At 42.9% G+C, this 23,716-nt stretch carries 21 protein-coding genes and 1 riboswitch; of the genes, 11 read left to right on the plus strand and 10 right to left on the minus strand.

Going from position 1 to position 23,716, the window contains the following annotated elements; translation table 11 throughout:
- Nucleotides 1–29: 29 nt before the first annotated feature.
- From torD to R7P35_RS07675, 5 genes are all read left to right on the plus strand, one after another.
- Nucleotides 30–677 (plus strand): molecular chaperone TorD, encoded by a 648-nt coding sequence (gene torD, locus R7P35_RS07655; RefSeq protein WP_054576380.1) that lies wholly within the window; start codon nt 30–32, stop codon nt 675–677.
- Nucleotides 678–1,145: 468 nt separating this feature from the next.
- Nucleotides 1,146–2,150 (plus strand): HTH-type transcriptional repressor PurR, encoded by a 1,005-nt coding sequence (purR, locus tag R7P35_RS07660; RefSeq protein WP_005378368.1) that lies wholly within the window; start codon nt 1,146–1,148, stop codon nt 2,148–2,150.
- 287 nt (nt 2,151–2,437) lie between these two features.
- A riboswitch (cyclic di-GMP riboswitch) is annotated at nt 2,438–2,527 on the plus strand.
- Nucleotides 2,528–2,643: 116 nt separating this feature from the next.
- Nucleotides 2,644–3,234, plus strand: a complete 591-nt coding sequence (locus R7P35_RS07665; protein WP_005378367.1) for a TfoX/Sxy family DNA transformation protein — start codon at nt 2,644–2,646, stop codon at nt 3,232–3,234.
- A gap of 114 nt (nt 3,235–3,348) precedes the next feature.
- Nucleotides 3,349–4,035 (plus strand): TVP38/TMEM64 family protein, encoded by a 687-nt coding sequence (locus R7P35_RS07670; RefSeq protein WP_318091938.1) that lies wholly within the window; start codon nt 3,349–3,351, stop codon nt 4,033–4,035.
- A gap of 20 nt (nt 4,036–4,055) precedes the next feature.
- Nucleotides 4,056–4,376: a DUF2007 domain-containing protein gene (locus tag R7P35_RS07675; RefSeq protein ID WP_017820033.1), complete on the plus strand. Its 321-nt coding sequence runs from the start codon at nt 4,056–4,058 to the stop codon at nt 4,374–4,376.
- Between the two features lie 31 nt (nt 4,377–4,407).
- Here R7P35_RS07675 and R7P35_RS07680 read toward each other — a convergent pair whose 3' ends face one another.
- From R7P35_RS07680 to topA, 4 genes are all read right to left on the minus strand, one after another.
- On the minus strand, nt 4,408–5,211 hold the full coding sequence (locus tag R7P35_RS07680; protein ID WP_017820032.1) for an alpha/beta fold hydrolase: 804 nt from the start codon (nt 5,209–5,211) through the stop codon (nt 4,408–4,410).
- A 109-nt stretch (nt 5,212–5,320) separates the two neighbouring features.
- Nucleotides 5,321–6,778: a glycogen synthase GlgA gene (gene glgA, locus R7P35_RS07685; RefSeq protein WP_213904746.1), complete on the minus strand. Its 1,458-nt coding sequence runs from the start codon at nt 6,776–6,778 to the stop codon at nt 5,321–5,323.
- Nucleotides 6,768–7,985: a glucose-1-phosphate adenylyltransferase gene (gene glgC, locus R7P35_RS07690; RefSeq protein ID WP_213904747.1), complete on the minus strand. Its 1,218-nt coding sequence runs from the start codon at nt 7,983–7,985 to the stop codon at nt 6,768–6,770. Before glgC ends, glgA begins: the two co-directional genes overlap by 11 nt.
- Nucleotides 7,986–8,593: 608 nt before the next feature.
- Nucleotides 8,594–11,224 carry a type I DNA topoisomerase gene (gene topA / locus R7P35_RS07695; RefSeq protein WP_054576377.1) on the minus strand — a complete coding sequence of 877 codons (2,631 nt, stop codon included), beginning with the start codon at nt 11,222–11,224 and terminating at the stop codon, nt 8,594–8,596.
- 434 nt (nt 11,225–11,658) lie between these two features.
- Between topA and R7P35_RS07700 the strand changes: the two genes are divergently transcribed.
- Nucleotides 11,659–11,907 carry a YciN family protein gene (locus R7P35_RS07700; protein ID WP_005387884.1) on the plus strand — a complete coding sequence of 83 codons (249 nt, stop codon included), beginning with the start codon at nt 11,659–11,661 and terminating at the stop codon, nt 11,905–11,907.
- Nucleotides 11,908–11,970: 63 nt separating this feature from the next.
- Here the strand turns inward: R7P35_RS07700 and aroA are convergent, their stop codons facing one another.
- Together aroA and R7P35_RS07710 are read right to left on the minus strand one after the other, a co-directional pair.
- Nucleotides 11,971–13,251 (minus strand): 3-phosphoshikimate 1-carboxyvinyltransferase, encoded by a 1,281-nt coding sequence (gene aroA, locus R7P35_RS07705; RefSeq protein ID WP_017634728.1) that lies wholly within the window; start codon nt 13,249–13,251, stop codon nt 11,971–11,973.
- Nucleotides 13,252–13,541: 290 nt separating this feature from the next.
- Nucleotides 13,542–14,018, minus strand: coding sequence for a glycine zipper 2TM domain-containing protein (locus R7P35_RS07710; protein ID WP_005378348.1), 477 nt, complete (start codon nt 14,016–14,018; stop codon nt 13,542–13,544).
- Nucleotides 14,019–14,057: 39 nt separating this feature from the next.
- Between R7P35_RS07710 and aat the strand changes: the two genes are divergently transcribed.
- From aat to infA, 3 genes are all read left to right on the plus strand, one after another.
- On the plus strand, nt 14,058–14,765 hold the full coding sequence (gene aat / locus R7P35_RS07715) for a leucyl/phenylalanyl-tRNA--protein transferase (protein ID WP_005378347.1): 708 nt from the start codon (nt 14,058–14,060) through the stop codon (nt 14,763–14,765).
- On the plus strand, nt 14,762–15,463 hold the full coding sequence (locus tag R7P35_RS07720; protein WP_005378346.1) for an arginyltransferase: 702 nt from the start codon (nt 14,762–14,764) through the stop codon (nt 15,461–15,463). Before aat ends, R7P35_RS07720 begins: the two co-directional genes overlap by 4 nt.
- A gap of 81 nt (nt 15,464–15,544) precedes the next feature.
- Nucleotides 15,545–15,763 carry a translation initiation factor IF-1 gene (infA, locus tag R7P35_RS07725; protein ID WP_001040192.1) on the plus strand — a complete coding sequence of 73 codons (219 nt, stop codon included), beginning with the start codon at nt 15,545–15,547 and terminating at the stop codon, nt 15,761–15,763.
- Between the two features lie 133 nt (nt 15,764–15,896).
- Here the strand turns inward: infA and clpA are convergent, their stop codons facing one another.
- Together clpA and clpS are read right to left on the minus strand one after the other, a co-directional pair.
- The gene (gene clpA / locus R7P35_RS07730) at nt 15,897–18,164 is read right to left on the minus strand and encodes an ATP-dependent Clp protease ATP-binding subunit ClpA (protein WP_005387879.1); all 2,268 of its coding nucleotides are present in this window, start codon (nt 18,162–18,164) and stop codon (nt 15,897–15,899) included.
- A 50-nt stretch (nt 18,165–18,214) separates the two neighbouring features.
- Nucleotides 18,215–18,535: an ATP-dependent Clp protease adapter ClpS gene (gene clpS / locus R7P35_RS07735; protein ID WP_005378419.1), complete on the minus strand. Its 321-nt coding sequence runs from the start codon at nt 18,533–18,535 to the stop codon at nt 18,215–18,217.
- Nucleotides 18,536–19,239: 704 nt separating this feature from the next.
- On the opposite strand from clpS, the gene cspD reads away from it, so the two are divergent.
- Complete coding sequence (gene cspD / locus R7P35_RS07740) at nt 19,240–19,458, plus strand: cold shock domain-containing protein CspD (protein ID WP_005378407.1); 219 nt, start codon at nt 19,240–19,242, stop codon at nt 19,456–19,458.
- A gap of 183 nt (nt 19,459–19,641) precedes the next feature.
- Here the strand turns inward: cspD and R7P35_RS07745 are convergent, their stop codons facing one another.
- On the minus strand, nt 19,642–21,867 hold the full coding sequence (locus R7P35_RS07745; RefSeq protein WP_005378404.1) for an NADP-dependent isocitrate dehydrogenase: 2,226 nt from the start codon (nt 21,865–21,867) through the stop codon (nt 19,642–19,644).
- A gap of 311 nt (nt 21,868–22,178) precedes the next feature.
- On the opposite strand from R7P35_RS07745, the gene R7P35_RS07750 reads away from it, so the two are divergent.
- The gene (locus tag R7P35_RS07750) at nt 22,179–22,880 is read left to right on the plus strand and encodes a pseudouridine synthase (protein ID WP_017634731.1); all 702 of its coding nucleotides are present in this window, start codon (nt 22,179–22,181) and stop codon (nt 22,878–22,880) included.
- An 85-nt stretch (nt 22,881–22,965) separates the two neighbouring features.
- Here the strand turns inward: R7P35_RS07750 and R7P35_RS07755 are convergent, their stop codons facing one another.
- Entirely contained in the window at nt 22,966–23,643 is a 678-nt protein-coding gene (locus R7P35_RS07755) for a DUF2057 family protein (RefSeq protein ID WP_017634732.1), read from the minus strand.
- Nucleotides 23,644–23,716: the final 73 nt, after the last annotated feature.

Below are 23,716 nucleotides of genomic sequence, written 5' to 3' on the forward strand. Positions count from 1 at the left end.
TGACTTGAAGCATCATTCAGGAGCCCAAAATGCAAGAAGTGAAAGCTTTTAATGAAAAACGCGCTGAAATTTACTGGTGGTTTTCGAGCTTGTTCGCAAAAGAACTAACAGAGAAAGAATTGGAAGCCTATCACAGTGTTGAAATTCGCAGTTTTCTCGCAGGTTTAGGTGAAAATGAGTCGCTGAAACCAGCTGTTGATAGCCTAGTTGATGCATTGAATCGGTTACAAGATCGTGAAGATGCACAACTAGAGCTTGCAGCTGACTTTTGTGAACTGTTTTTGAAGACAGAAAAATACGGCGCTCTTCCTTACGCATCCATGTACATTGGTGAATCAGGTTTACTGAATGACAAGCCAGCTGAGGAAATGGAAAAGTTGATGGCTGAATTTGGCGTTCAAGTAGACGAAAACCTAAAGGAACCTGCGGATCACTTAGCCGTTGAGCTCGACTTTCTCGGGAACATGATTATCCGCTCAAACGAGCTTGAACAAGAAAAACACATGGAAGAAGCCTTCGTTAAACAAAACGACTTTATCCAGCAACAATTGATGTCTTGGTTACCTCAGTTTTCAGACAAATGTAAAAAATTCGACGAATTTGGATTTTACTTGAGTGTCGCGAAACTATTAGTTGCATTTTGTAAACTAGACAGCGCCTACCTTCTTGGTGAATAATTGCCGCCTATTTTTAGGGAGCCTGCCTATCGGGCTTCCTGTATGCCTGAAAGTGACCAATTGTAAGTAACTTGGGTATAATATTCGTTTGCCTTAACTTAGCGCAAAGACGCTTGGTTATTTAGCAGTCAAAATGTGACTTCAAATACACAAATCTCTTGCTGAAAACATTGCTAGTCAGTCCACATAGGGCTAAAATGTGAGCGCAAACGATTAAATATGATTTATATGTAAACCGCTGAAATATAGCGGTTTTTGTGTTTTCTTAACAGGTTGATGGCAATTTCTCATCAGATAGAAAAAAGATAAAATTCATCGACCGATGCTGCTACGTACCCTTTTGTCGCACTTGGATCAACCGCTGCCGAGACACTTAGCGCCAATTTTATATTGCTAGGTGTGAAACCATTAGAGCATCAGGTACATCCAATACGACATATTTCAGTAGCTCGATACAGGACACCATTTATGGCCACGATAAAAGACGTTGCTCGCTTAGCCGGCGTTTCCACTACGACAGTTTCGCACGTTATCAATAAAACGCGTTTCGTTGCAGAAGCAACGCAAGAAAAAGTAATGAAAGCCGTTGACGAGCTGAATTACGCGCCAAGTGCCGTTGCACGCAGCCTAAAATGCAACTCAACTCGTACGATTGGCATGTTAGTAACTCAATCAACTAACCTATTTTTCTCAGAAGTGATTGATGGCGTTGAGAGCTACTGTTACCGCCAAGGCTATACTCTGATTTTATGTAACACAGGCGGGATTTACGAAAAACAACGCGATTACATTCGTATGCTGGCTGAAAAGCGCGTTGATGGCATCCTAGTGATGTGTTCTGACTTAACCGAAGAACTAAAAGAGATGCTTGACCGTCATGCGGACATTCCTAAAGTGGTCATGGATTGGGGCCCAGAGAGCTCACAAGCAGACAAGATCATGGATAACTCAGAAGAAGGTGGCTACATTGCAACCAAACATCTGATTGACAATGGTCATACGGATATCGCTTGTCTAAGCGGTCATTTTGAAAAGCTTGCTTGCCAAGAGCGCATTGCAGGTTTCCGTCGCGCAATGAGCGAAGCGAACCTAGCTGTAAATGAAGACTGGATCCTTGAAGGTAACTTTGAATGTGATACGGCCGTATTAGTTGCAGATAAAATTACCGCAATGGACAAGCGCCCGACGGCGGTATTCTGTTTTAACGACACAATGGCTCTAGGCCTAATGAGCCGCTTGCAACAAAACGGGATCAAAATTCCTGAAGATATTTCAGTGATCGGCTACGACAACATCGAGCTTGCGGAATACTTCTCTCCACCGCTAACGACTATCCACCAACCTAAACGTCGTGTTGGTAAAAATGCATTCGAAATTCTACTTGAGCGTATCAAAGATAAAGAACACGAAAAACGAATTTTCGAAATGCAACCTGAGCTTGTAATTCGAAATACTGTGAAAAAAATGAACTAAATTTCACTGTATTTAACCGTGTTAAATAAGCGCTCTACAGGGGCGCTTATTTTTTTGGAAAAATTAAGCATTCTCTAATACTTCACACCACTCTAATAACAATTGACTAACGTTAACTCCCTGTTTTATATAAATGTAATATATATTAAGAACTCCTTTTCAAAGGCCAATTTGCACCTTTCCATATGCAAAATAGAGCATTCAATCTATCATTTTTATTGAACCGAAATCACACTTTTAACGCTAAACCGTGATGTTAATTCAATATAAGAAGTATGCTCATTGTGTCACGCACAGGGCAAACCATTCGAAAGAGTGGGACGCAAAGCCTCCGGCCTGAACCATATTACGATATGGAAGGTAGCGGGGTTACCGATGGCAAGTGTGTAAGCAATGACTTTACTCTGTAATGACATTGTTTTTACGCATGTTTGCTACTCTCTCGGACCTGACTTTTGGTGGCGTAATATTAATTACACCGAGATAACAAAACATGGATAAACCGATACTCAAAGACTCTATGAAGCTATTTGAGGCACTTGGTAATATCAAGTCGCGCTCAATGTTTGGTGGCTTCGGACTATTCGCTGATGAAACAATGTTTGCACTAGTGGTAAACAATCAGCTTCATATCAGAGCAGACCAAAAAACTTCATCTGACTTCGAGAAACAAGGGCTAAAGCCTTACGTTTATAAAAAACGTGGCTTTCCAGTCGTTACAAAGTACTACGCTATTTCCAGCGATTTATGGGAATCAAGCGAACGCTTAATCGAAGTAGCGAATCAATCATTGAAAAAGGCAAAGCTTGAGAAAGAACAGCAAGCAAGTACAAAGCCTAACCGTTTGAAAGATTTGCCTAACTTACGACTGGCTACCGAGCGCATGCTAAAAAAAGCCGGCATCGAATCCGTAGAGAAGCTTGAAGAGGAAGGTGCGCTTAACGCCTATAAAGCGATAAGAGATACGCACTCTGCAACCGTCAACATTGAGTTGCTATGGGCACTAGAAGGTGCTATCAACGGCACTCATTGGAGTGTGGTACCTCAAGCTCGCCGAGATGAGTTGATGAACGGCCTCCAATAAAAGTCGGCCTAAAAACTATCTTGTAAAACCGCAGTCTAATCTGCGGTTTTTTTGTGAAATTTTTTCGGTTTTCCTACTGTCTTATTACATATATCCCAAATTGGAATCAAAATTATGAATAAGAAACTGATATTAGGTCTCATCCTACTAGCGGCTATCGTCTTTTTAGGTATTAACTTTGGCCAGTATTTAACCTTAGAGAATGCAAAAGCCCAACAAGAAGCACTAACTACATACATCGATCAGAATTTTGTATTCTCGGCTGCGATTTACTTTTTTACCTACATTGCAATTACCGCTTTTTCTATCCCAGGAGCGGCAGTAGTCACCTTACTTGGTGCAGCCTTATTTGGTTTTTGGACAAGCTTGCTACTGGTTTCTTTCGCTAGCACTATGGGGGCAACACTGGCCTTCTTGAGCAGCCGATACTTATTGCGTGACTGGGTACAAAACAAATTCGGAAATAAACTCAACGCAATTAATCAAGGTGTCGAAAAAGACGGAGCTTTTTATCTATTTTCCTTGCGTCTAATCCCTGTATTCCCTCTCTTTCTAATCAACTTACTGATGGGCTTAACACCGATGTCTGTAGGTCGATTTTATCTCACTAGCCAAATAGGTATGCTGCCAGGCACAGCCGTATATCTGAATGCAGGTACTCAATTAGCAACAATTGAAAGCCTATCGGGCATTGTTTCACCCGCAGTATTAGCGTCTTTTGCGCTATTGGGACTATTTCCAATCATCACTAAATGGGTTATGAATAAAGTAAGGCCGACACCAAGTCAGCAAAACTCGTAATTGGTGAAGTGGGTATTTTGATGAAAATATTTATCGCTAAAAACCCAGCAGAAGCACACATTGTATGTGAGCTGCTTAAAGTGGAACAAATTTACTGTGAAGTTCGCGGAGAAGGTATTTTCGGCTTAAAAGGAGAACTGCCGTTTGGTGATGATACCGATCCTTATGTGTGGCTTTTTGACACGGCACAAAAGATGAAAGCTGAAGAAATAGTAAAAGCATATCGAAAACAATCCGATAGGCATGAGTATCAAGATTGGCAATGCCCAAAATGTCATGAAATAAACGAAGGGCAATTTGGTGCATGTTGGCAATGTGGATATCAACTAGGAGAGCTATAGCGGCTCTCCTATTCAGTGGATGCACTCAGTTTTAAGCACATACAGCTTGCTGTTTAATAAACTCGATGGAGTGTTGATTGAAGTCTTCTGGACGCTCTACATTGCATACATGACCACAATTCGGGATTTCTCGTAGAATGCTGAGCTTATGTGCTGCAACCATTTCTTTGACAGGTTTAATAAACATGTAATCCCTGTCGCCCATTAAGTAAAGAGTCGGAATGGGTAACTCTCGATCTTTAAAATATTTCATTAACGGATTTACATCAGCGGCAAGAATAAACCAACGTTTAAATTCTTTTTGGCAAAGCTTCTTGGCTTCGCGAATAAAAAGGTGGCGAGATTCTCGTTGGCTTCTTTGAGGCATAACAATATAAGCGAACAGTTTGTAGAGCCACATGTACGGTAGGATATGCTTACAAAAATTACCTAATTTCACCAATATCTGAGAACGAGTGTTAAGCCTTGTGACAGCACCACCGAGCACCATCGAACGTACGCGCTCTGATGACAATTCAGCAAGGTTTCGAACAATAATAGTACCAAGCGACATACCGACAAAATGAGCGGATTGGATCTTTAAATGGTCCAATACTTTCAAAATATCTTGGGTAACTTCCGTAAAGGTATAACGGCTAGCAATGAGCTCTTTAAGTAACTGATTTGACTTTCCATGACCTCTTAAATCGATCAGCAATAAGTTAAAGTGTTGCTTGTAAGCTTTAATTTGCTTGAACCAGATAGAAGAGCTACCACCAGCACCGTGCACAAATACAACCCACTCATTACTAGTAGGGTGCAAATAGGTTTTATGAAAAAGTAGCGGCTGGGTCATATTGAGTATCAAAAAGATCGTGCTATTGAGTAAAAAGCCATCCTACCACACTCCCCTTACTCAAGATAATAAAGGCACCTCATTCGGTGCCTTTCGTTACAATTTTAAGTCAAACTAACGCTGAGTGGTAAAGCTGCAAATAAGATTCTGCGGCCTTTTGCCAACAAAAGTCTTGTTGCATCGCGTGCAACTGTACTTTATTCACTTCAGGCTCGTTTTGAGCGTAGAGCAACAGTGCCCTTAGCATCGTTAACAACAATGCCTGCGGTGTCGGTTCGAAAAAAACAAACCCCGTTGCTTCAGATGGGTTTACATCATAATCGCTAACGCTGTCCTTTAAGCCACCAACACCGCGTACTATCGGTAATGTCCCATAAGCCATACTATAGATTTGGTTTAAGCCACATGGTTCAAACTCAGAAGGCATCAAGAAGAAATCAGAACCAGCTTCAACGATATGCGCAAGTTCATTGTCATACGCTTCTACAAAGGCAAATTTGCTAGAAAACCGCGCGGCAACCTCTCGTAAGTGAGCGGCAAGAACAGGGTCTCCGGTCCCAACGACAACTAGCTGAACATCGTGCTTCAAAAAATCGGCCAAAGCAGGCAACAAGTAATGAACGCCTTTCTGCTGGGTCAACCGACAAACCATACCGAACATAGCTACATTTTTTTCGGGCAAATTTAGTCGTTGTTGTAATGCTTTTTTACAAGCTTTCTTCCCTTGCGACATACTTTGCTGGTCGGCGCAGTAATTAACCGGCAAGTAGGTATCAGTTTCCGGATTCCAAGCGTTGTAATCACAACCGTTCAAAATACCAACTAAGTCCTGCGCGCGTTGCTGAAACTCCCAAGCCATTCCATGACTGCCAAGCTCTGTTTTTAGTTCCTCTGCGTACGTAGGGCTAACCGCGTTTATCTTATCTGCATTCATTACACCAGCTTTAAGCATCGTAATATGCGTTGCACTCACCGCAGCATCGGGAACGTTTCTATAATGAAACTCTGGCAAACACTGCACGTCTTCATAACTAAATACGCCTTTAAAGACCGCATTGTGAATTGAAATGACGCTTTTAGTATGAGCAAAAAACGGATCATTGCCATACCTGTGCTTGAGCAAAAATGGAACAAGACCTGTGTGCCAATCGTTCGCGTGTATGATATTAGGTTGAAAGGCGAGCTTGGGTAACATATCGAGACATGCTGCACTAAAAAACGCAAAGCGCTCGCCGTTATCAGTATACGCTTGGTTGTTCTCCGCATACATTGATGGTCGATTGAAATACGGCGGACAATCAATCAGGTAAACAGGATTTTGACCTAACATGAGCCGCAAAACTCGATACTCCGTATGCGGCCATGATGTTAATTCTGTTTCTAATACAACTTCTGCGTCTGCGAGTTTATCAATACTGCTGTACGCAGGGATGGTAATTCTTACGTCTTGCTGTAGGTTTTGAAGGGCTTCCGGTAGTGCCTTGGCAACATCTGCCAAGCCACCACTTTTAATGAGGCCTTCAACCTCAGAAGCTACAAACAGAATAGATAAGTTGTTAGTAGCCAACTCGAGCTCCTTTCGGAATAACAACAATGCCCTCCTCAGACACGTGGAAGTGTTTTTTATCTTCTTGAAGATTCACACCAATCTGAGTACCAGGAGCAATATCGGCATCCTTGTCGACAATCACACGACGTAAAACACATCCTTCGCCAATTTTTACGTCACCAAGAAGTATACATTCGCTGATATCGCAAGCAGAAGCAATATTACTGCGAAAACCAAGCACCGACTTTTCGATTCTTGAGCCTCTAACATAGCTGCCATTACACACTAAACTATCGATTATCTGCACACGACCATTATCAGAGTCGGTAAATGTCGCAGGTGGCAATGGTGGGTAGTAGGTATGCAATGGCCATTTACGGTTGTACAGCGAAAATGGTGCATCTTTTTCTAGCAGATCCATATGCGCTTGCCAGTACGCATCAATAGTTCCGACATCACGCCAGTACACCTCTTCTTTTTCGCCACTGATTTTGTTGGTACTGAAGTCATACACGAACACATCACCTCTAGGGAACATCTTTGGAATGATGTCCTTTCCAAAATCATGTGATGAAGCTTCATTATCCGCATCTTCGACCAACTCTGAGAACAGTACCTGAGCTTCAAAAACATAGTTACCCATTGAAACTAAAGCGTAATCCAGGTCACCAGGAATCGACTTCGGATTTGCTGGTTTTTCTTCAAAGCCAATCATACGGCCTTCACTATCCACTTCGATAACCCCAAATTGCGACGCCTCTTTTAGTGGCATGCGCAATGCAGATACCGTCAGAGAAGCCTGCTTTTCTGAGTGGAAGTTCAGCATTTGTTTGATATCCATCTTATAGATATGGTCAGAGCCAAAAATACAAACTTGCTCTGGTTCCTCTAACTCCATAAAACGCAGGTTTTGATAGATCGCGTCCGCCGTCCCTTCGTACCAACGTTTACCAGTACGCATTTGAGCGGGAATAGGATCGATAAAGCGGTCTGTAATGCCGTTGATGTTCCACCCCTTTTTTAAGTGATGGAATAAAGATTGAGATTTAAATTGGGTTAGGACGTAAATGCGCATCAGGTCCGCATTAACAAAATTGTTTAGAGCAAAATCGATCAATCGATAACTACCACCAAACGGTACCGAAGGTTTACTGCGAGATTCCGTTAAAGGTCTCAAACGAGAGCCTTCACCGCCAGCAAGAATCATTCCCAAAACACCAGCCATTTGTTGTTCTCCATATCGTTATAGCTTGGATTTGGTACTCGCTTGAATGAGTCATACTCGGGGAGTCAAGCGAATACATTTAGCAACCGTCTCTGAGTTTCTGTGAACTCTTACAACACGGATAAAAAAGCTACGGCACTTCCAGTATGCAACGTCCACTCTTTCCTTATTTTTTGACGCAAACAATGCACACAGTTGCACTAATTTTTGTAATAAATTATCTAAGCGGGTTCTAAATTACAATTTTTAATACGCCATTCTGTGTACCATACAGCTCTTGCGTACTCAAGACGATATCTAGATCACACATGGAAAAGCAAACGATTACATTGTGAAAACAATTTACGAACGGATTCACTACACCGCCGATTTTTTAGCCCAATGTATAACAAATATGTGAATGCAAAATGAAAGTTACAACAAATATTTTTTACATAAAAAATACATCAGCGACTACGAAATATTGATGCTGGGATCTTCTCGCGTCAGCAAAACTCAGTCAAAGCAGCAAAGAGCTATACGAACAACACAGTGGCCTTTACGCAAAAACAAAACGCAAAAAAGGCAGCGATATCGCTGCCTTTTTACATTACTTAGATCGTACGTTTTTATGCTTTCGCTTTTTTACGCTTATCAGTGACTTCCCACTTACCGTCAACAAAGAGCGCTGTCCAACCACTTGGCTTACCGTTCTCTTCCGAACGAACGTAGTTCTCTTTTGTTTTACGGCTAAAGCGTACAACAGCAGGACGACCATCAGGATCTTCTTGCGGCGCAGTTGCTAGGTATTTGAACTTCTCAGGTAAACGCTCTTCAAAACGCGCCAGTTCAGCAACCAAAGGAGCACGTGTCTCGCGCGATTTAGGGAAGTTGCTTGCCGCCATAAATAGACCTGAAGCACCATCACGAAGTACGAAATACGCATCTGAGTTTTCACATGGCAACTCGGGGAAATGAACAGGATCTTCTTTCGGGGGCGCGACTTCGCCATTCTTCAAGATCTTACGAGTGTTCTTGCACGTTTCGCTCGTACAATCCATGTATTTACCAAAGCGACCGTTCTTAAGCACCATATCAGAGCCACATTTGTCACATTCAACAACTGGACCATCGTAGCCTTTTACTTTGAACTCGCCGTATTCAACAAGGTAGCCTTCACAGTTCGGGTTATTACCACAAACATGCATCTTACGCTTGTCATCAATCAGGTATGCGTCCATCGCTGTTTCACAGATCGGACAACGCTTTTTAGCACGAAGAGCTGCGGTTTCAACGTCTTCTTCTAGAACGTTAATAATACCTTCTTCGTCACCCAAGTTGATGGTTGTCTTACAACGCTCTTTTGGTGGTAACGCGTAACCTGAACAGCCTAAGAACACACCTGTTGAAGCAGTACGGATGCCCATTGGACGGCTACACGTCGGACACTCGATATCCGTCATGACGATGTGGTTTAACTTCATACCGCCTTCTGACTCATCCAGCTCCGCTTTTTCAAGATCGCCAGTAAAATCAGCAAAGAAGTTGTCTAACACAGCTTTCCAGTTCACTTCACCTTCAGCGATTTGGTCCAATTTCTGTTCCATACGCGCAGTAAAGTCGTAGTTCATCAAATCGTTAAAGCTGTCATCAAGGCGGTCAGTAACAATTTCACCCATTTTTTCAGCGTAGAAACGGCGCTGATCAACTTTCACATAGCCACGATCTTGAATCGTAGAAATGATCGATGCGTAAGTCGACGGACGACCAATGCCTCGTTTCTCCAGCTCTTTAACCAGTGCTGCTTCAGTGTAGCGCGCAGGTGGCTTTGTAAAGTGCTGTTTAGGGTCAAGTGACTCTAAGCTTAGCTTATCGCCAAGTTGTACCGCTGGAAGGATTGTATCCTCGTTTTTGCCCATTGGACGCTGTACACGAGTCCAGCCGTCAAATTTAAGGATACGACCTTTCGCTTTAAGCGTGTATTCTGCCGCTTTTACGCTGATGGTTGTTGAATCGTATTCTGCTGGCGTCATTTGACACGCTACAAACTGATTCCAAATCAAAGCATAAAGTTTGTGCGCATCAGCATCGACACCTTGCAGGTCTTCCGCCTTAACACCCACATTTGAAGGACGGATCGCTTCGTGCGCTTCCTGTGCCCCTTCTTTGCTACCGTACGCCAATGGTTTCGCTGGCAGGTACTTATCACCAAACTCAGAACCAATAAAGTCACGTACAGCGTCCACAGCCTCGGCACTTAGGTTAGTCGAGTCAGTACGCATGTAAGTGATGTAACCGGCCTCATAGAGGCGCTGAGCTAGCATCATGGTCTTTTTCACGCCGTAGCCCAGACGTGTACTCGCTGCCTGTTGAAGCGTAGAGGTGATGTAAGGTGCTGAAGGCTTGCTCTTTGTAGGACGGTCTTCACGCTTACATACTTCGTAACTTGCATTCTCAAGTACAGACATCGCTGCTTTGGTTTCTGCCTCATTAACTGGCTTAAACGCAGAACCGTCTTTCTGCGCAACAAGCAGTTTAAAGTCCGCTTTGTCTTTCGTTTTCGTATTCGCATGAATGTCCCAGAATTCTTCTGGTACAAACGCGTTAATCTCACGCTCACGCTCAACTAACAATTTCACCGCAACAGACTGCACTCGACCAGCAGATAAGCCACGAGCCACTTTTTTCCAAAGTAAAGGTGAAACCATAAAACCAACGACACGGTCCATGAAGCGACGTGCTTGTTGGGCATTTACACCATCCATGTTCAGCTCGCCAGGTGTCTGGAAAGCTTGTTGGATCGCGTTTTTCGTAATTTCGTTAAAAACTACACGTTTGTATCGCTCTTCATCGCCACCGATGATCTCACGAAGGTGCCATGCGATTGCTTCCCCTTCGCGGTCCAAATCGGTTGCGAGATAAACGCAATCTGCGTCTTTGGCGAGTTTTTGTAGTTCGTTGACAACTTTTTCTTTGCCTGGAAGGATTTGGTAATTCGCTTCCCAGTCATGATATGGGTTAATCCCCATTTTTTTGATCAACGCTTTGCGGTCTTTCTCTTTTTTAACGCGCGCTTTCTCTTCCGGACTCATCCCTTTAGTTGAGATGGCTGCGGCTTTTTTCTCACCAGTGCTTTGACCGGCCGTAGGCAGATCACGCACATGACCAACACTAGACTTAACAATAAAGTCTTTACCAAGGTACTTATTTATCGTCTTTGCCTTGGCTGGTGACTCCACTATAACGAGTGATTTACCCATAACTGACTCTAACGTCCTTCATAATAATGCGGGTAGAAACCTTGTTTAAAGGCCACCCGCATAATGTTCTATTTCATTGCTTCTTTTTTTACTATTGTGCGAGATGAAAAGAAGATCAACTGCTTTTTTGAAATTCAGATCCGATTGGTTGACAATTCATCGTCTTTATACTTCAAAGAGACAGGGTTCTGAAAGGTATTGAGCGGCATATCTAAACAGGCAAACTTAGCATCCGCTAATCCAATGCAATAAATTTTGTTACCCATCACAAAATAGTTTGGTTCAATGTTCTGCCATCTTCCTCCGCATCATGCTTATACTCTAAAAATTGATCTGTTTAGTCTTACTGAACGATTGACTGAATTAATCATGCAAACCCATTTTAGTTGTAGGTATACTCAGCGCTCTTAACTGAATAGAATGGTAGAAAGAATATGTCTGATAGAACGTTTATCGAAGAGTTCGACCTTCTTTTGATCGCTAACCAAATCATCCAAGAGCACGATGATTACATCGAGGGAATGCGAGCAACAAGCGTAGAAGAAAAAGAAGGTGTTTTAGTTTTTAAAGGTGAATACTTCCTTGATGACAAAGGTTTACCAACTTCAAATACGACTGCAGTATTCAATATGTTTAAATACTTAGCGCATCACCTTTCTAAGGAATTTACGCTGGTTAAATAGTATTGGGAAACAAAAAAGCCAGAGTGTTATTCACTCTGGCTTTCCGGTTTCAGGTCAGAATATTTAGCAGCTTAAAGCCTTAAGTTTGTCGAAGTAGTCAGGGAACGTTTTCGACGTACACTTTGGATCGTTAATCGTCACAGGCGTATCACTAAGTGCCACCAGCGAAAAACACATCGCCATTCGATGATCATCGTAAGTATCAATCGCAGCATGCTTTAACTGAGAGACAGGTTTGACGATGATGTAGTCTTCCCCTTCTTCCACTTCCGCACCAACTTTACGTAACTCAGTCGCCATAGCTGACAAACGGTCTGTTTCTTTTACACGCCAGTTATAAACGTTACGAATAGCGGTAGTGCCTTCGGCAAATAGCGCTGTTGTCGCGATGGTCATTGCAGCATCAGGGATATGGTTGTAATCCATATCAATGCCTTTTAATTGACCAACACGTGAAATTACGTAGTCATCACCCCATTCAATTTCTGCACCCATTTTTTCAAGCGCATCAGCAAATTGAATATCACCTTGAATGCTGTTTTTACCGATACCCGTGACTTTAACTTCTCCGCCTTTGATGGCTGCCGCCGCCAAGAAGTAAGAAGCAGAAGACGCGTCACCTTCAACCAAGAAATCGCCTGGAGCGATGTATTGCTGACCGGCTGGGATCACAAACTCTTGATAGTCGTTGTTGATCACATCGACTCCAAACTGCTTCATGATATGCAGGGTGATATCGATATAAGGCTTAGAAACCAAATCGCCTTCGATGTTGATGCGAATTTCACCTTCAGCCAATGGCGCAGACATTAAGAAAGCGGTCAAGAACTGACTTGAAATGGACCCATCGATAGAAACTGTACCTGCTTTTAGGCCAGTACCAATTATTTTGAGAGGCGGAAAGTTCTCGTTTTCCATGTACTCAACGTTCGCACCAGCATCTTTCAGTGCCGTGACAAGGTGACCAATTGGACGCTCTTTCATACGAGGTTCGCCCGTCAGTACATACTCCCCTTCTCCAAGACAAAGAGCCGCAGCTAATGGTCGCATCGCAGTGCCAGCATTGCCGAGAAATAACTCTACCGGCTCTGAGACAGAAAACGGACGCCCAAGGCCGTCAACGAGACATTCTGTTTTATCTTCGGAAAGTTGGTATTGAACGCCTAGTTTAGTCAGCGCATTCAGCATATGACGAATATCATCACTGTCGAGGAGATTAGTAAGGCGAGTTCTGCCTTTAGCAAGAGCAGCAAGTAAAAGAGCTCGATTAGAAACACTTTTAGAGCCAGGAAGGTTCACTTCCCCTTGAATTTTATTGATAGGTTGTAACGTTAGGCTTTCCATTAAAAGTTGATAATCCTTTGTGCCCTCAACATACGATTTTTTATGAGGGCTAAACAATTCTTCGTGAATTCAGACTACCCAAAAAAACACGACAAAACCAGAGTAAATCGGCGCTAATTTATGAATATCCTCAAGCAGCCTAAAGATACAGAATTAAAGGCATTGCCAGCGATGTAAATCAGAGCGAAAGAAGCACGGCGAAACAGCAAACTATTTCGACTTTATTTGACGATAAGCCAGCCCGACTGTACATGCCTGATTAGGCTTCGTTAGACTAAAACAACCTAGGGTTAATAAGTGATATCAACCCTGACTCCATCATCAAAATATAAAATACGAACTTCATCCCCTCGACTAAATAACATATTTTTATCAACATCTTGGATGACATTAATTAGCTTATCACCCTTCACTTTGATGAGTAGCTCAACTAACTTATATTCAACCGTGTATTGGTAATTACTTTGGTTTTGAGCAACTGCGGCACCTGCAAGCGCACCCACTGCCGTCGCGACTTCTCTTCCCGTACCGCCACCAAATTGATTACCGACTAAACCACCGATAGTGGCACCAAGTAGTGTCTTCCAACCGTTACTTTTCGATTGAACAACCTCTTGTTGAGTAATATAACGGACAGAGTCAATCTTCCCGTAAACTACTTCATTAACTGGCTTGGCAACATTTCTTTCATAGGCTGCGTTGGCGACAAGTGGTAAAAACAGTATGATCCCAAGCCATACTTTTACGATATTTCTTAACCAGGTCATCATAAACTCCTCTGACTCCAATGTTGGTAACGACTTCTTATGGCTATTTATTTAACTGAACTCGATGAAACGTTCAACTTTCCCTCACCCTATAAAGCACTCAGCGACCCCAATGGTTTGCTGGCTTTTGGTGGTGACTTAAACCCCATGAGAATCCTCAATGGTTACTATCAAGGCATTTTCCCTTGGTATGGTCCTGGTGAACCTATTTTATGGTGGAGCCCTTCTCCGCGCGCTGTGTTTGACCCATTGCAGTTTAAGCCATCTAAAAGTCTCAAAAAATTTCAGCGTAAACATAACTATAAAGTAACACTCAATTTCGCGACAGAAGAAGTGATTAGACTATGTTCTTCAACACGCCCTGCAGAGGAAACATGGCTCAACGAGGAAATGCAAACTTCCTACATTGAGTTAGCCAAACTTGGTCACTGTCACTCTGTAGAAGTATGGCATGACAACAACCTGATTGGCGGACTATATGGCATCTGCGTGGGCCAACTTTTTTGCGGGGAGTCGATGTTTAGCCTAAAAGATAACGCATCCAAAATTGCATTGTGGTACTTATGCAACCATTTGGCGTCAAAGCAAGGTCAATTAATCGATTGCCAAGTTATGAATTCTCACTTGGCATCACTTGGCGCATTTGAACTTGAGCGTGACGAATTTATGCAAAAACTACTATCTTTAAGAGAAAAGCAAACACTATTTGATGCCTATCAGCCCCAAGTTTTGCAGGATTCAGTATGAGTACGGATATACAACATATTCGAATAGGGTTGACGAATAATCACCCTTGTAGTTATTTGCCTGAACGGCAAGAGCGGGTTGCGGTGGCGCTTGATGAAAGGCTGCATACTGAAGAAAATTACCAGTTGCTCATGGCTAACGGTTTTCGTCGTAGCGGAGATACCATATATAAACCGCATTGCGAGCATTGCACCGCTTGCCAGCCAATTCGAGTCTCGATTCCAGACGTTAGACTATCAAAAAGTCAGAAGAGGCTGCTTAATAAAGCACAGTCTTTACGCTGGGAAATGAAACCTGAAATGGATGAGGAATGGTTTGAGCTTTACAGTCGGTACATCTGCAAACGGCATAAAAACGGCACTATGTACCCACCAAAGCGTGATGAGTTTGCTCGATTTGCTCAAACCAGCTGGCTGACAACGTCGTTTTTACACATTTACGATGAATCAGATCAATTGCTCGCCATTGCAGTGACAGATTTGATGCCACAATGCTCGAGTGCTTTTTATACTTTCTTTGACCCTGACTACGAGTTATCTCTTGGGACATTAGCGGTGCTTTATCAAATTAAATACTGCCAAGAAAACAAACAACAGTGGCTATATTTGGGATATCAGATTGATGAGTGCCCAGCAATGAGCTACAAAACACGCTTTCAACGCCACCAAAGGCTAGTAAATCAGCGTTGGCGAGGGTAGAATACGCCTCAACTTTACATAATTACTATTTAGCGGCAGAATATAGCCCGCTAATATTGCCTAATTTCTAAAGAGGATTAAATGGCTAAAGAAGACGTAATCGAGATGCAAGGCACAGTCCTTGACACTCTACCAAACACTATGTTCCGTGTTGAACTTGAAAACGGTCACGTTGTGACTGCTCACATCTCTGGCAAGATGCGTAAGAACTACATCCGTATCCTAACGGGTGACAAAGTAACTGTAGAGATGACTCCATACGACCTGTCAAAAGGCCGCATCGTCTTCCGCGCTCGTTAATCTCTGATTTTCGGATGCAATAAAAAACGGAGCAAGCTGCTCCGTTTTTTATTGCACAATTTTTTCCGATTTAGTTCAGATAAAAAAGCGCACGATCTTCTCGTGCGCTTTTGCGTTTGTTACCGACTAACGATTAATGCATCGCTGTCTCTTTCTCACTTAAGTATTCAAACTCAAGCGTATCGTTGACCAGCGTTACTTTCACTGTACCGCCGTCAACTAAAGATCCAAACAACAGTTCGTTAGCCAAAGGCTTCTTAAGCTGTTCTTGGATAACACGCCCCATTGGGCGAGCCCCCATAGCTTTGTCATAACCTTTATGTGCTAACCAATGGCGAGCGTCTTGCGATACTTCCATTGAAACGCCTCTCGCATCAAGTTGCACTTGCAGTTCAACAATGAACTTATCAACCACTTGATGGATAACGCTTTCATCAAGGCTGTTAAACCAGATGATGTTATCAAGACGGTTACGGAACTCAGGAGTAAACACCTTCTTAATTTCCGCCATTGCATCGTGACTGTTGTCTTGTTGAATCAAACCAATTGATTTCTTCTCGGTTTCCGCCACACCTGCGTTAGTTGTCATAACAAGAATGACATTACGGAAGTCTGCTTTGCGACCATTGTTGTCCGTTAGCGTACCGTTATCCATGACTTGCAACAACAGGTTAAAGATATCAGGGTGCGCTTTTTCAATCTCATCAAGTAATACGACCGAGTGTGGATGCTTAATAACAGCATCGGTTAGCAAACCACCTTGGTCATAACCGACATAACCAGGAGGCGCACCAATTAAGCGACTTACGGAGTGACGCTCACCATACTCAGACATATCAAAACGAAGTAGCTCGATACCTAGAAGCTTAGATAACTGCACCGTCACCTCTGTTTTACCAACCCCTGTTGGGCCTGCAAACAAGAATGAACCAACAGGTTTGTTGTCTACACCTAAACCTGCACGTGTCAGCTTGATCGCCTCGGACAATGCATCAATCGCATTATCTTGACCGAATACCAACATCTTCATTTTGCTATCTAAGTTTTTCAAAATGTCTTTATCTGAAGAAGAAACCGACTTCTCTGGAATTCGCGCCATTTTGGCAACCATTGATTCGATATCAGCCACTCCGACCGTTTTTTTACGACGGCTTGCAGGAGCAAGACGACTACGAGCACCAGCTTCATCAATGACATCAATGGCCTTATCTGGTAGATGGCGTTCATTAATGTATTTAGCCGACAGTTCTACCGCGGCACGCAGTGCTTTATTGGTATAACGTACTTCATGGTGAGCTTCGTACTTCGGCTTCAAGCCCATCAAGATTTTAGTTGTATCATCCAATGAGGGCTCTACAACGTCTATCTTTTGGAAGCGGCGAGACAACGCACGCTCTTTCTCGAAAATGTTGCTGTATTCTTGGTATGTCGTCGAACCAATACAACGCAACTTACCGCTACTTAAAAGAGGCTTAATAAGATTTGCTGCATCGACTTGACCACCAGATGCCGCGCCTGCACCGATGATGGTATGTATTTCATCGATGAACAAAATGGCATCTTCTTCTTTTTCAAGTTGTTTCAAAATCGCCTTGAAGCGCTTTTCAAAATCACCGCGGTATTTGGTACCAGCGAGCAAAGAGCCAATATCTAGTGAATAAATCACGCTGTTTTGAATAACCTCAGGGACCTGCCCTTCGACAATTCTCCATGCAAGACCTTCCGCTATGGCTGTTTTACCAACCCCTGCCTCACCCACTAGTAGTGGATTATTCTTGCGGCGTCGACAAAGTACCTGAATAGTGCGCTCTAACTCTTTATCACGTCCAATGAGTGGGTCGATGTTTCCATCTTTAGCGACTTGATTAAGATTCGTCGCAAAGCTTTCTAAGCGTTCTTCAGAATTAGGCTCTTCAACACTTTCTGAGCTAAACGAGTCTGATGATGAATCCTCACCTGCACCTGATGCTTTAGTAATACCGTGGGAGATGAAGTTAACAATATCTAATCGGGAGATGTCATTTTTCTTCAGAAGGTAAGCGGCATGCGACTCTTGCTCACTGAAGATAGCAACAAGCACGTTGGCGCCTGTTACTTCATTACGACCAGACGACTGTACATGAAAGACGGCGCGTTGTAGTACACGTTGAAAACTCAAAGTCGGCTGCGTTTCACGCGTCTCATCACTATCTGGGATAAGAGGCGTAGTTTGATCGATGAAAATATCGAGTTCGTTGCGTAAAGCGTCAAGATCCGCCTTACAAGCTAGAAGGGCTTCCTTAGCTGCATCATTTTCCAACAATGCAAGTAGGAGGTGTTCGACAGTCATAAACTCGTGGCGTTTATCTCGCGCCCGAGCAAATGCACCGTTAAGGCTTGACTCTAGTTCTTTATTTAGCATAAGTACCTCCCGAAAAAACAACTGGGGTTGTTCGAGCAAGTCTTCTTTGTTTACGCTTGCTCCATAGTGCAAAGTAGCGGATGTTCATTTTCCCTTGCGTACATCGTAACTTGCGCTACTTTTGTCTCGGCAATTTCTGCGCTGTATGTGCCGCAGATTGCCTTTCCTTCATAGTGGACCTGAAGCATGATTTGAGTTGCTTTATCAATATCATGTGAGAAAAATCGCTCAAGCACCTCTATGACGAAATCCATAGGTGTATAGTCATCATTATTGAGTACGACATTGTACAGCTTAGGTGGCTGGACTTTCGTACTTTCTCGCTCCAGAAGATCAGAGTCCGGAGTGACCCATTCAAAATTTTTACTCATGGCAATCTAAAGATATCGTATCAAAGGGTTGATGTTTTCGACCTATAAAAACAATCTACCACAAGCATGCAGCGCGGTGTAGTGAGTTATGGCACCGAATTCGATCTTTGATCGATAAAAGTTGCTACCTAATATAGAGACTAATGCACGTCTTGATACGGCGCAAATAAAAGATGCTTGTCGATAAGTTACACATTTTTTCTTATAAAAGAACTTTCTATTTATTGCTCTCGGACTATTGCAAACCACCCCATCATCTTCTATCTGGATCACACTTCCTCATTGAGAATACGGTAATTATCACGAAAACTTCATTTTTTATTCAGTCAGAGGATTCTTCTCCCATAAGCAACACGGACAGTATGGCTTTTTCAGTATGAGCCACTTCATAGGCAAATTGACTAAACTTCTGCGTATATACGAAAAACTGTTTGCAAATTTGTTAATCTCAAAAGTGATTTGTTTTCAATTATGTTTCTGTTTGTTGCTCACTGCTATTGACTGTCGAAATTCATTGACTACAGTGGAAAGTGTCGATGCATAAATCATCATTTTGAAACCTCTCTTCTTTAAGTGGTTTGATGAATGTGACTTATCATTGATTTGACGTTTGTTGGCATTCGCTGACAATGGTAGTACCAAGTTAAAGGTATAACTTGGTTGCAGTAACAACATCAGTAAAAAATGCATGAGGGATGTAAAGCATGGCTACAGGTACAGTAAAGTGGTTTAACAATGCCAAAGGATTTGGGTTTATTTGTTCAGATGAAGAAGAGGGAGATATCTTTGCCCACTACTCAACTATCCAGATGGACGGTTATCGTACACTGAAAGCAGGCCAACAAGTCTCTTACGAGATTGAAAAAGGTCCCAAAGGCTGTCACGCGAGTAGCGTCGTGCCTCTTGAAGGCCAAGCCAAATAATTAGAGCGCTGTCGAAATATAAAAATATTGCTCTCGAAACGCCACGTTGATGTTTTGAAGAGAAAAATAAACCCGCCAAGATAGCGGGTTTCTTACTATTTAGAGCACGCGTTACAAAAGGAACACTTACAACGCACTTACAGGATAGGAAACACGTCGAAAACGACGTGTTTTTACACTAACTTACTTGTTAATGATTGCGTTAAAGGTTTCGCTTGGACGCATCAATTTAGAAACCAATGCATCGTCTAGTAAGTAGTAACCTCCTAGCTCACCTTTCACGCCTTGCGCATTATTTAGCTCAGCAACGATCGTTTCTTCCTGCTCTGACAGCGCTTTTGCAATTGGTGCAAATTCAGCAGCAAGATCCGCATCATCCGTTTGCTCTGAAAGCGCTTTCGCCCAGTAAAGTGCAAGATAGAAGTGGCTTCCACGGTTATCTAGCTCACCCACTTTGCGTGACGGAGATTTGTTGGTGTCTAAAAACTCACCGGTCGCTTTATCTAGTGTATCTGCGAGAACCTGAGCCTTAGGATTATTTGTCGCTACACTTAAATGCTCTAACGAAGCTGCAAGCGCTAGGAACTCGCCCAAAGAATCCCAACGAAGGTGATTCTCTTTTTCTACTTGTTGAACGTGCTTAGGAGCAGAACCACCAGCGCCTGTTTCAAATAGACCACCACCATTCATCAATGGAACAATAGATAGCATCTTAGCAGACGTACCTAACTCTAGAATTGGGAACAAGTCTGTTAGGTAGTCACGAAGAACATTACCTGTAACAGAGATAGTATCTAGGCCCGCTTTCATACGCTCTAGTGAGTACTTACAAGCTTCAACAGGAGATAGGATCTTAATCTCTAGACCGTCAGTATCGTGATCTGGTAGGTAGGCGTTTACTTTCTTGATGAGCTCAGCATCGTGCGCGCGGTTTTCATCTAGCCAGAATACAGCTGGAACACCTGTTGCACGTGCGCGAGTCACTGCTAGTTTAACCCAATCTTGGATTGGTGCGTCTTTAACCTGACACATACGGAAGATATCACCTTCTTCAACCGCTTGCTCTAACAGTACGTTACCTGAAGCATCAACAACGCGAACAGTACCCGCAGCGTCTAGAATGAATGTCTTGTCGTGAGAACCATACTCTTCAGCTTTCTGAGCCATTAGACCAACGTTAGGTACGCTACCCATAGTAGTTGGATCAAATGCGCCGTGCTCTTTACAGAAATCAATAACCGCTTGGTAAATACCTGCGTAGCTACGATCTGGAATCATCGCTTTGGTGTCTTTTTGTTTACCATCTGGTCCCCACATTTGCCCCGAAGAGCGAAGCATTGCTGGCATAGAAGCATCTACAATAATGTCACTTGGTACATGTAAGTTTGTGATACCACGATCAGAGTCAACCATCGCAAGTTCTGGTTGAGTTTGGTAAACCGCTTGAATGGCCGCTTCAATTTCTGCTTTTTGCGCTTCAGGTAGAGACTCAATTTTTGAGTAAACATCACCGATGCCATTGTTTACATCAACGCCTAGCTCTTCAAACAGCTTACCGTACTTATCGAAAACGTCTTTGTAGTAAACTTTTACGGCATGGCCGAAAATGACAGGGTCAGAAACTTTCATCATCGTCGCTTTCATATGAAGAGACAGCAGCACGTCTTGTGCTTTCGCTTCAGCAATCTCTTTCTCGAAAAATTCAACCAACGCCTTCTTCTTCATTACTGAAGTATCAATGACTTCTTTATCTAGTAATGGGAACGCAGACTTAAGCTCTTTAACTGTACCATCATTACCGACAAACTCGATTTTGACCTCTGTTGCACCAGAGATAGTTGTAGACTTTTCGCTACCAAAGAAGTCATTGTCTGACATGCTCGCAACATGAGACTTAGATTCTGCTGACCATGCACCCATTGAGTGTGGGTTTTTCTTCGCGTAGTTCTTAACCGAAGTCGGAGCACGACGGTCTGAGTTACCTTCACGAAGTACTGGGTTAACCGCACTACCTTTGATTTTGTCGTAAGCCGCTTTAATCGCTTTCTCTTCGTACGTGCTCGGCTCTTCTGGGTAGTTTGGTAAATCGTAACCTTTCGCCTGAAGCTCTTTAATCGCCGCTTTAAGCTGAGGAACTGAAGCTGAAATGTTAGGTAGCTTGATGATATTTGCTTCTGGAGTTTGAGCTAGTTCACCAAGCTCAGTCAACGCATCGCCAATGCGCTGTTCTTCTTTTAGATGCTCTGGGAAGTTAGCGATAATTCGACCTGCTAGTGAAATATCACGAGTATCTACATTGATGCCAGACGATGCTGTGAATGATTGAATGATTGGTAGTAATGAATAAGTTGCTAGCGCCGGCGCTTCATCAGTGATGGTGTAGATAATTGTAGGTTTTTCTGTAGGCATGAAATTTCCCTATTTTTTAATCAACTTGTTGGCTGATCAACTCAGCGTCTGAGTTGGTTTAATTGACGCATTGCTGCGCGTTAGCAGTACATGTCTCCTCACTAACGCCACATGCGGTTCGCACTCTTTGTTGTAGTTTGAAGCTCTAAGCTCTGAATCCATGAGTGCACTGATATAATTAAACAAATAACACGAATTAGTCTATCATTCTGTGCGCGTTTGTTAGTTTTAGGCGCGCAAATCATATCCGATCATGAGAAAACTTAAAACTTTCAAACACAGTTCATTTACATTTTTGCAGGGTAGTTAACATGTCATCTCGTACAGGTCAGGAAAAAGGTCGCAGTCGTAACCAGTCTAAAACGGGCCATTTTAAACACTCAGGAGCTCGCAATGGCTCGAAGACTCGTACTCAGCAAGACCGCCGCCCTAATCGCCCAACAAAAAGCCAAAAGCCAAAAGTGGCCCCTAAAGATCGTAAAGTCATTATTTTCAATAAGCCTTACGATACGCTCAGTCAATTTACCGATGGCGATGGTCGCAAAACGTTAGCGGACTATATCCCAATCAAAAATGTCTATGCGGCTGGCCGATTGGACCGAGACAGCGAAGGTTTGATGGTACTCACTAACGATGGCATCTTGCAGGCGAAGCTAACGCAGCCAAAGTCAAAATCGCCGAAGACTTATTGGGTTCAAGTTGATGGCGCTCCTCAGGAGCAAGATCTTGAAAAATTGAGAAAGGGAGTAGAGCTAAAAGATGGTATGACTCTACCAGCCGAAGTTGAAGTTATTCCAAAACCACAAGTCTGGGACAGAACGCCTCCGGTTCGTTTTCGCGCAAATATCCCTACCACTTGGTTAGCCATTACCATTATTGAAGGAAGAAATCGTCAGGTGCGTCGCATGACTGCGCACATTGGCTTCCCTACTTTGCGCCTCATTCGTCATTCGATGGGTGATATCGTCCTTAACGACCTAATGCCTGGTGAATGGAGAGAAATCTCTCTCTAATAAGCAGAAAAGATAAAAGCAGGCTTAAAGCCTGCTTTTTAGATTCGTACTTTTTCAGTTAAGCCCTATCTAATGAACTAAGGGATTACTGCTCAGCAAGCCAGTTTTTAAAGGCCTCTTTTTCCGCCGGAGACGCTTTCTGGTACATCGTCTTTAATACATCAACCATTGGGCTGTCGTTCGATGCGGCTGTTGAACGGGTATCACTAGTCTCAACTCGAGGCTCGATATCACTTACTGATTGTTGATGCTGATTCACAGTTACATAACTAACGGCAACACTCGCGATACCGCCAGCAATATTGTAGTTGCGAGATTCTTGAGGGTAATTACGACCAATTTGAACACCATCTGACTCTAATACATCTTCGACCAAAGCAATAGGTTGGCCTTTGGTATCCAGTAATTGCCAATCTAGAGGCGAGATGTTGTTTTGCGCTTGGCGAAGAGTTTTAAACTCTGGCAGTTCAAACGTTAGCTTTTCGTTTTCAGCATCAAATTTAGCAACGATTACATCACTGTAAACCGTCTTAAGGTTTTCGTTAATTTCGAATGTAGGTTGATATTTGAAGACAATTTGATTCGTTCCGTCAGGTAGTTCGATTGTCTTCTCACTAGAAAAAAGACCACCTTCTAGATCTGGCTTCTCCATGTTGACGGCCAATAACTTCACGTCTTCTGGAACCACTAAAGTCGTTGCAGCGTAGAGGTTTGTACTGGCAAAAATAGACAGTGCCATTGCCACTTTTAATGATAACTGCATAGAATTTTTCATCCTTATCTTCATAGTAAAAGACCCAGCATATAGCTGGGTCTTACAATATCAAACTGGGTAT

Source organism: Vibrio sp. Vb0304, from assembly GCF_033338995.1.
GTDB lineage: Bacteria > Pseudomonadota > Gammaproteobacteria > Enterobacterales > Vibrionaceae > Vibrio > Vibrio alginolyticus.

Coding starts and splice junctions, on each gene's coding strand:
- torD (WP_054576380.1), top strand. CDS start 30: ATGCAAGAAGTGAAAGCTTTTAATGAAAAACGCGCTGAAATTTACTGG.
- purR (WP_005378368.1), top strand. CDS start 1,146: ATGGCCACGATAAAAGACGTTGCTCGCTTAGCCGGCGTTTCCACTACG.
- R7P35_RS07665 (WP_005378367.1), top strand. CDS start 2,644: ATGGATAAACCGATACTCAAAGACTCTATGAAGCTATTTGAGGCACTT.
- R7P35_RS07670 (WP_318091938.1), top strand. CDS start 3,349: ATGAATAAGAAACTGATATTAGGTCTCATCCTACTAGCGGCTATCGTC.
- R7P35_RS07675 (WP_017820033.1), top strand. CDS start 4,056: ATGAAAATATTTATCGCTAAAAACCCAGCAGAAGCACACATTGTATGT.
- R7P35_RS07680 (WP_017820032.1), bottom strand. CDS start 5,211: ATGACCCAGCCGCTACTTTTTCATAAAACCTATTTGCACCCTACTAGT.
- glgC (WP_213904747.1), bottom strand. CDS start 7,985: ATGGCTGGTGTTTTGGGAATGATTCTTGCTGGCGGTGAAGGCTCTCGT.
- topA (WP_054576377.1), bottom strand. CDS start 11,224: ATGGGTAAATCACTCGTTATAGTGGAGTCACCAGCCAAGGCAAAGACG.
- R7P35_RS07700 (WP_005387884.1), top strand. CDS start 11,659: ATGTCTGATAGAACGTTTATCGAAGAGTTCGACCTTCTTTTGATCGCT.
- aroA (WP_017634728.1), bottom strand. CDS start 13,251: ATGGAAAGCCTAACGTTACAACCTATCAATAAAATTCAAGGGGAAGTG.
- R7P35_RS07710 (WP_005378348.1), bottom strand. CDS start 14,018: ATGACCTGGTTAAGAAATATCGTAAAAGTATGGCTTGGGATCATACTG.
- aat (WP_005378347.1), top strand. CDS start 14,058: ATGGCTATTTATTTAACTGAACTCGATGAAACGTTCAACTTTCCCTCA.
- R7P35_RS07720 (WP_005378346.1), top strand. CDS start 14,762: ATGAGTACGGATATACAACATATTCGAATAGGGTTGACGAATAATCAC.
- infA (WP_001040192.1), top strand. CDS start 15,545: ATGGCTAAAGAAGACGTAATCGAGATGCAAGGCACAGTCCTTGACACT.
- clpA (WP_005387879.1), bottom strand. CDS start 18,164: ATGCTAAATAAAGAACTAGAGTCAAGCCTTAACGGTGCATTTGCTCGG.
- clpS (WP_005378419.1), bottom strand. CDS start 18,535: ATGAGTAAAAATTTTGAATGGGTCACTCCGGACTCTGATCTTCTGGAG.
- cspD (WP_005378407.1), top strand. CDS start 19,240: ATGGCTACAGGTACAGTAAAGTGGTTTAACAATGCCAAAGGATTTGGG.
- R7P35_RS07745 (WP_005378404.1), bottom strand. CDS start 21,867: ATGCCTACAGAAAAACCTACAATTATCTACACCATCACTGATGAAGCG.
- R7P35_RS07750 (WP_017634731.1), top strand. CDS start 22,179: ATGTCATCTCGTACAGGTCAGGAAAAAGGTCGCAGTCGTAACCAGTCT.
- R7P35_RS07755 (WP_017634732.1), bottom strand. CDS start 23,643: ATGCAGTTATCATTAAAAGTGGCAATGGCACTGTCTATTTTTGCCAGT.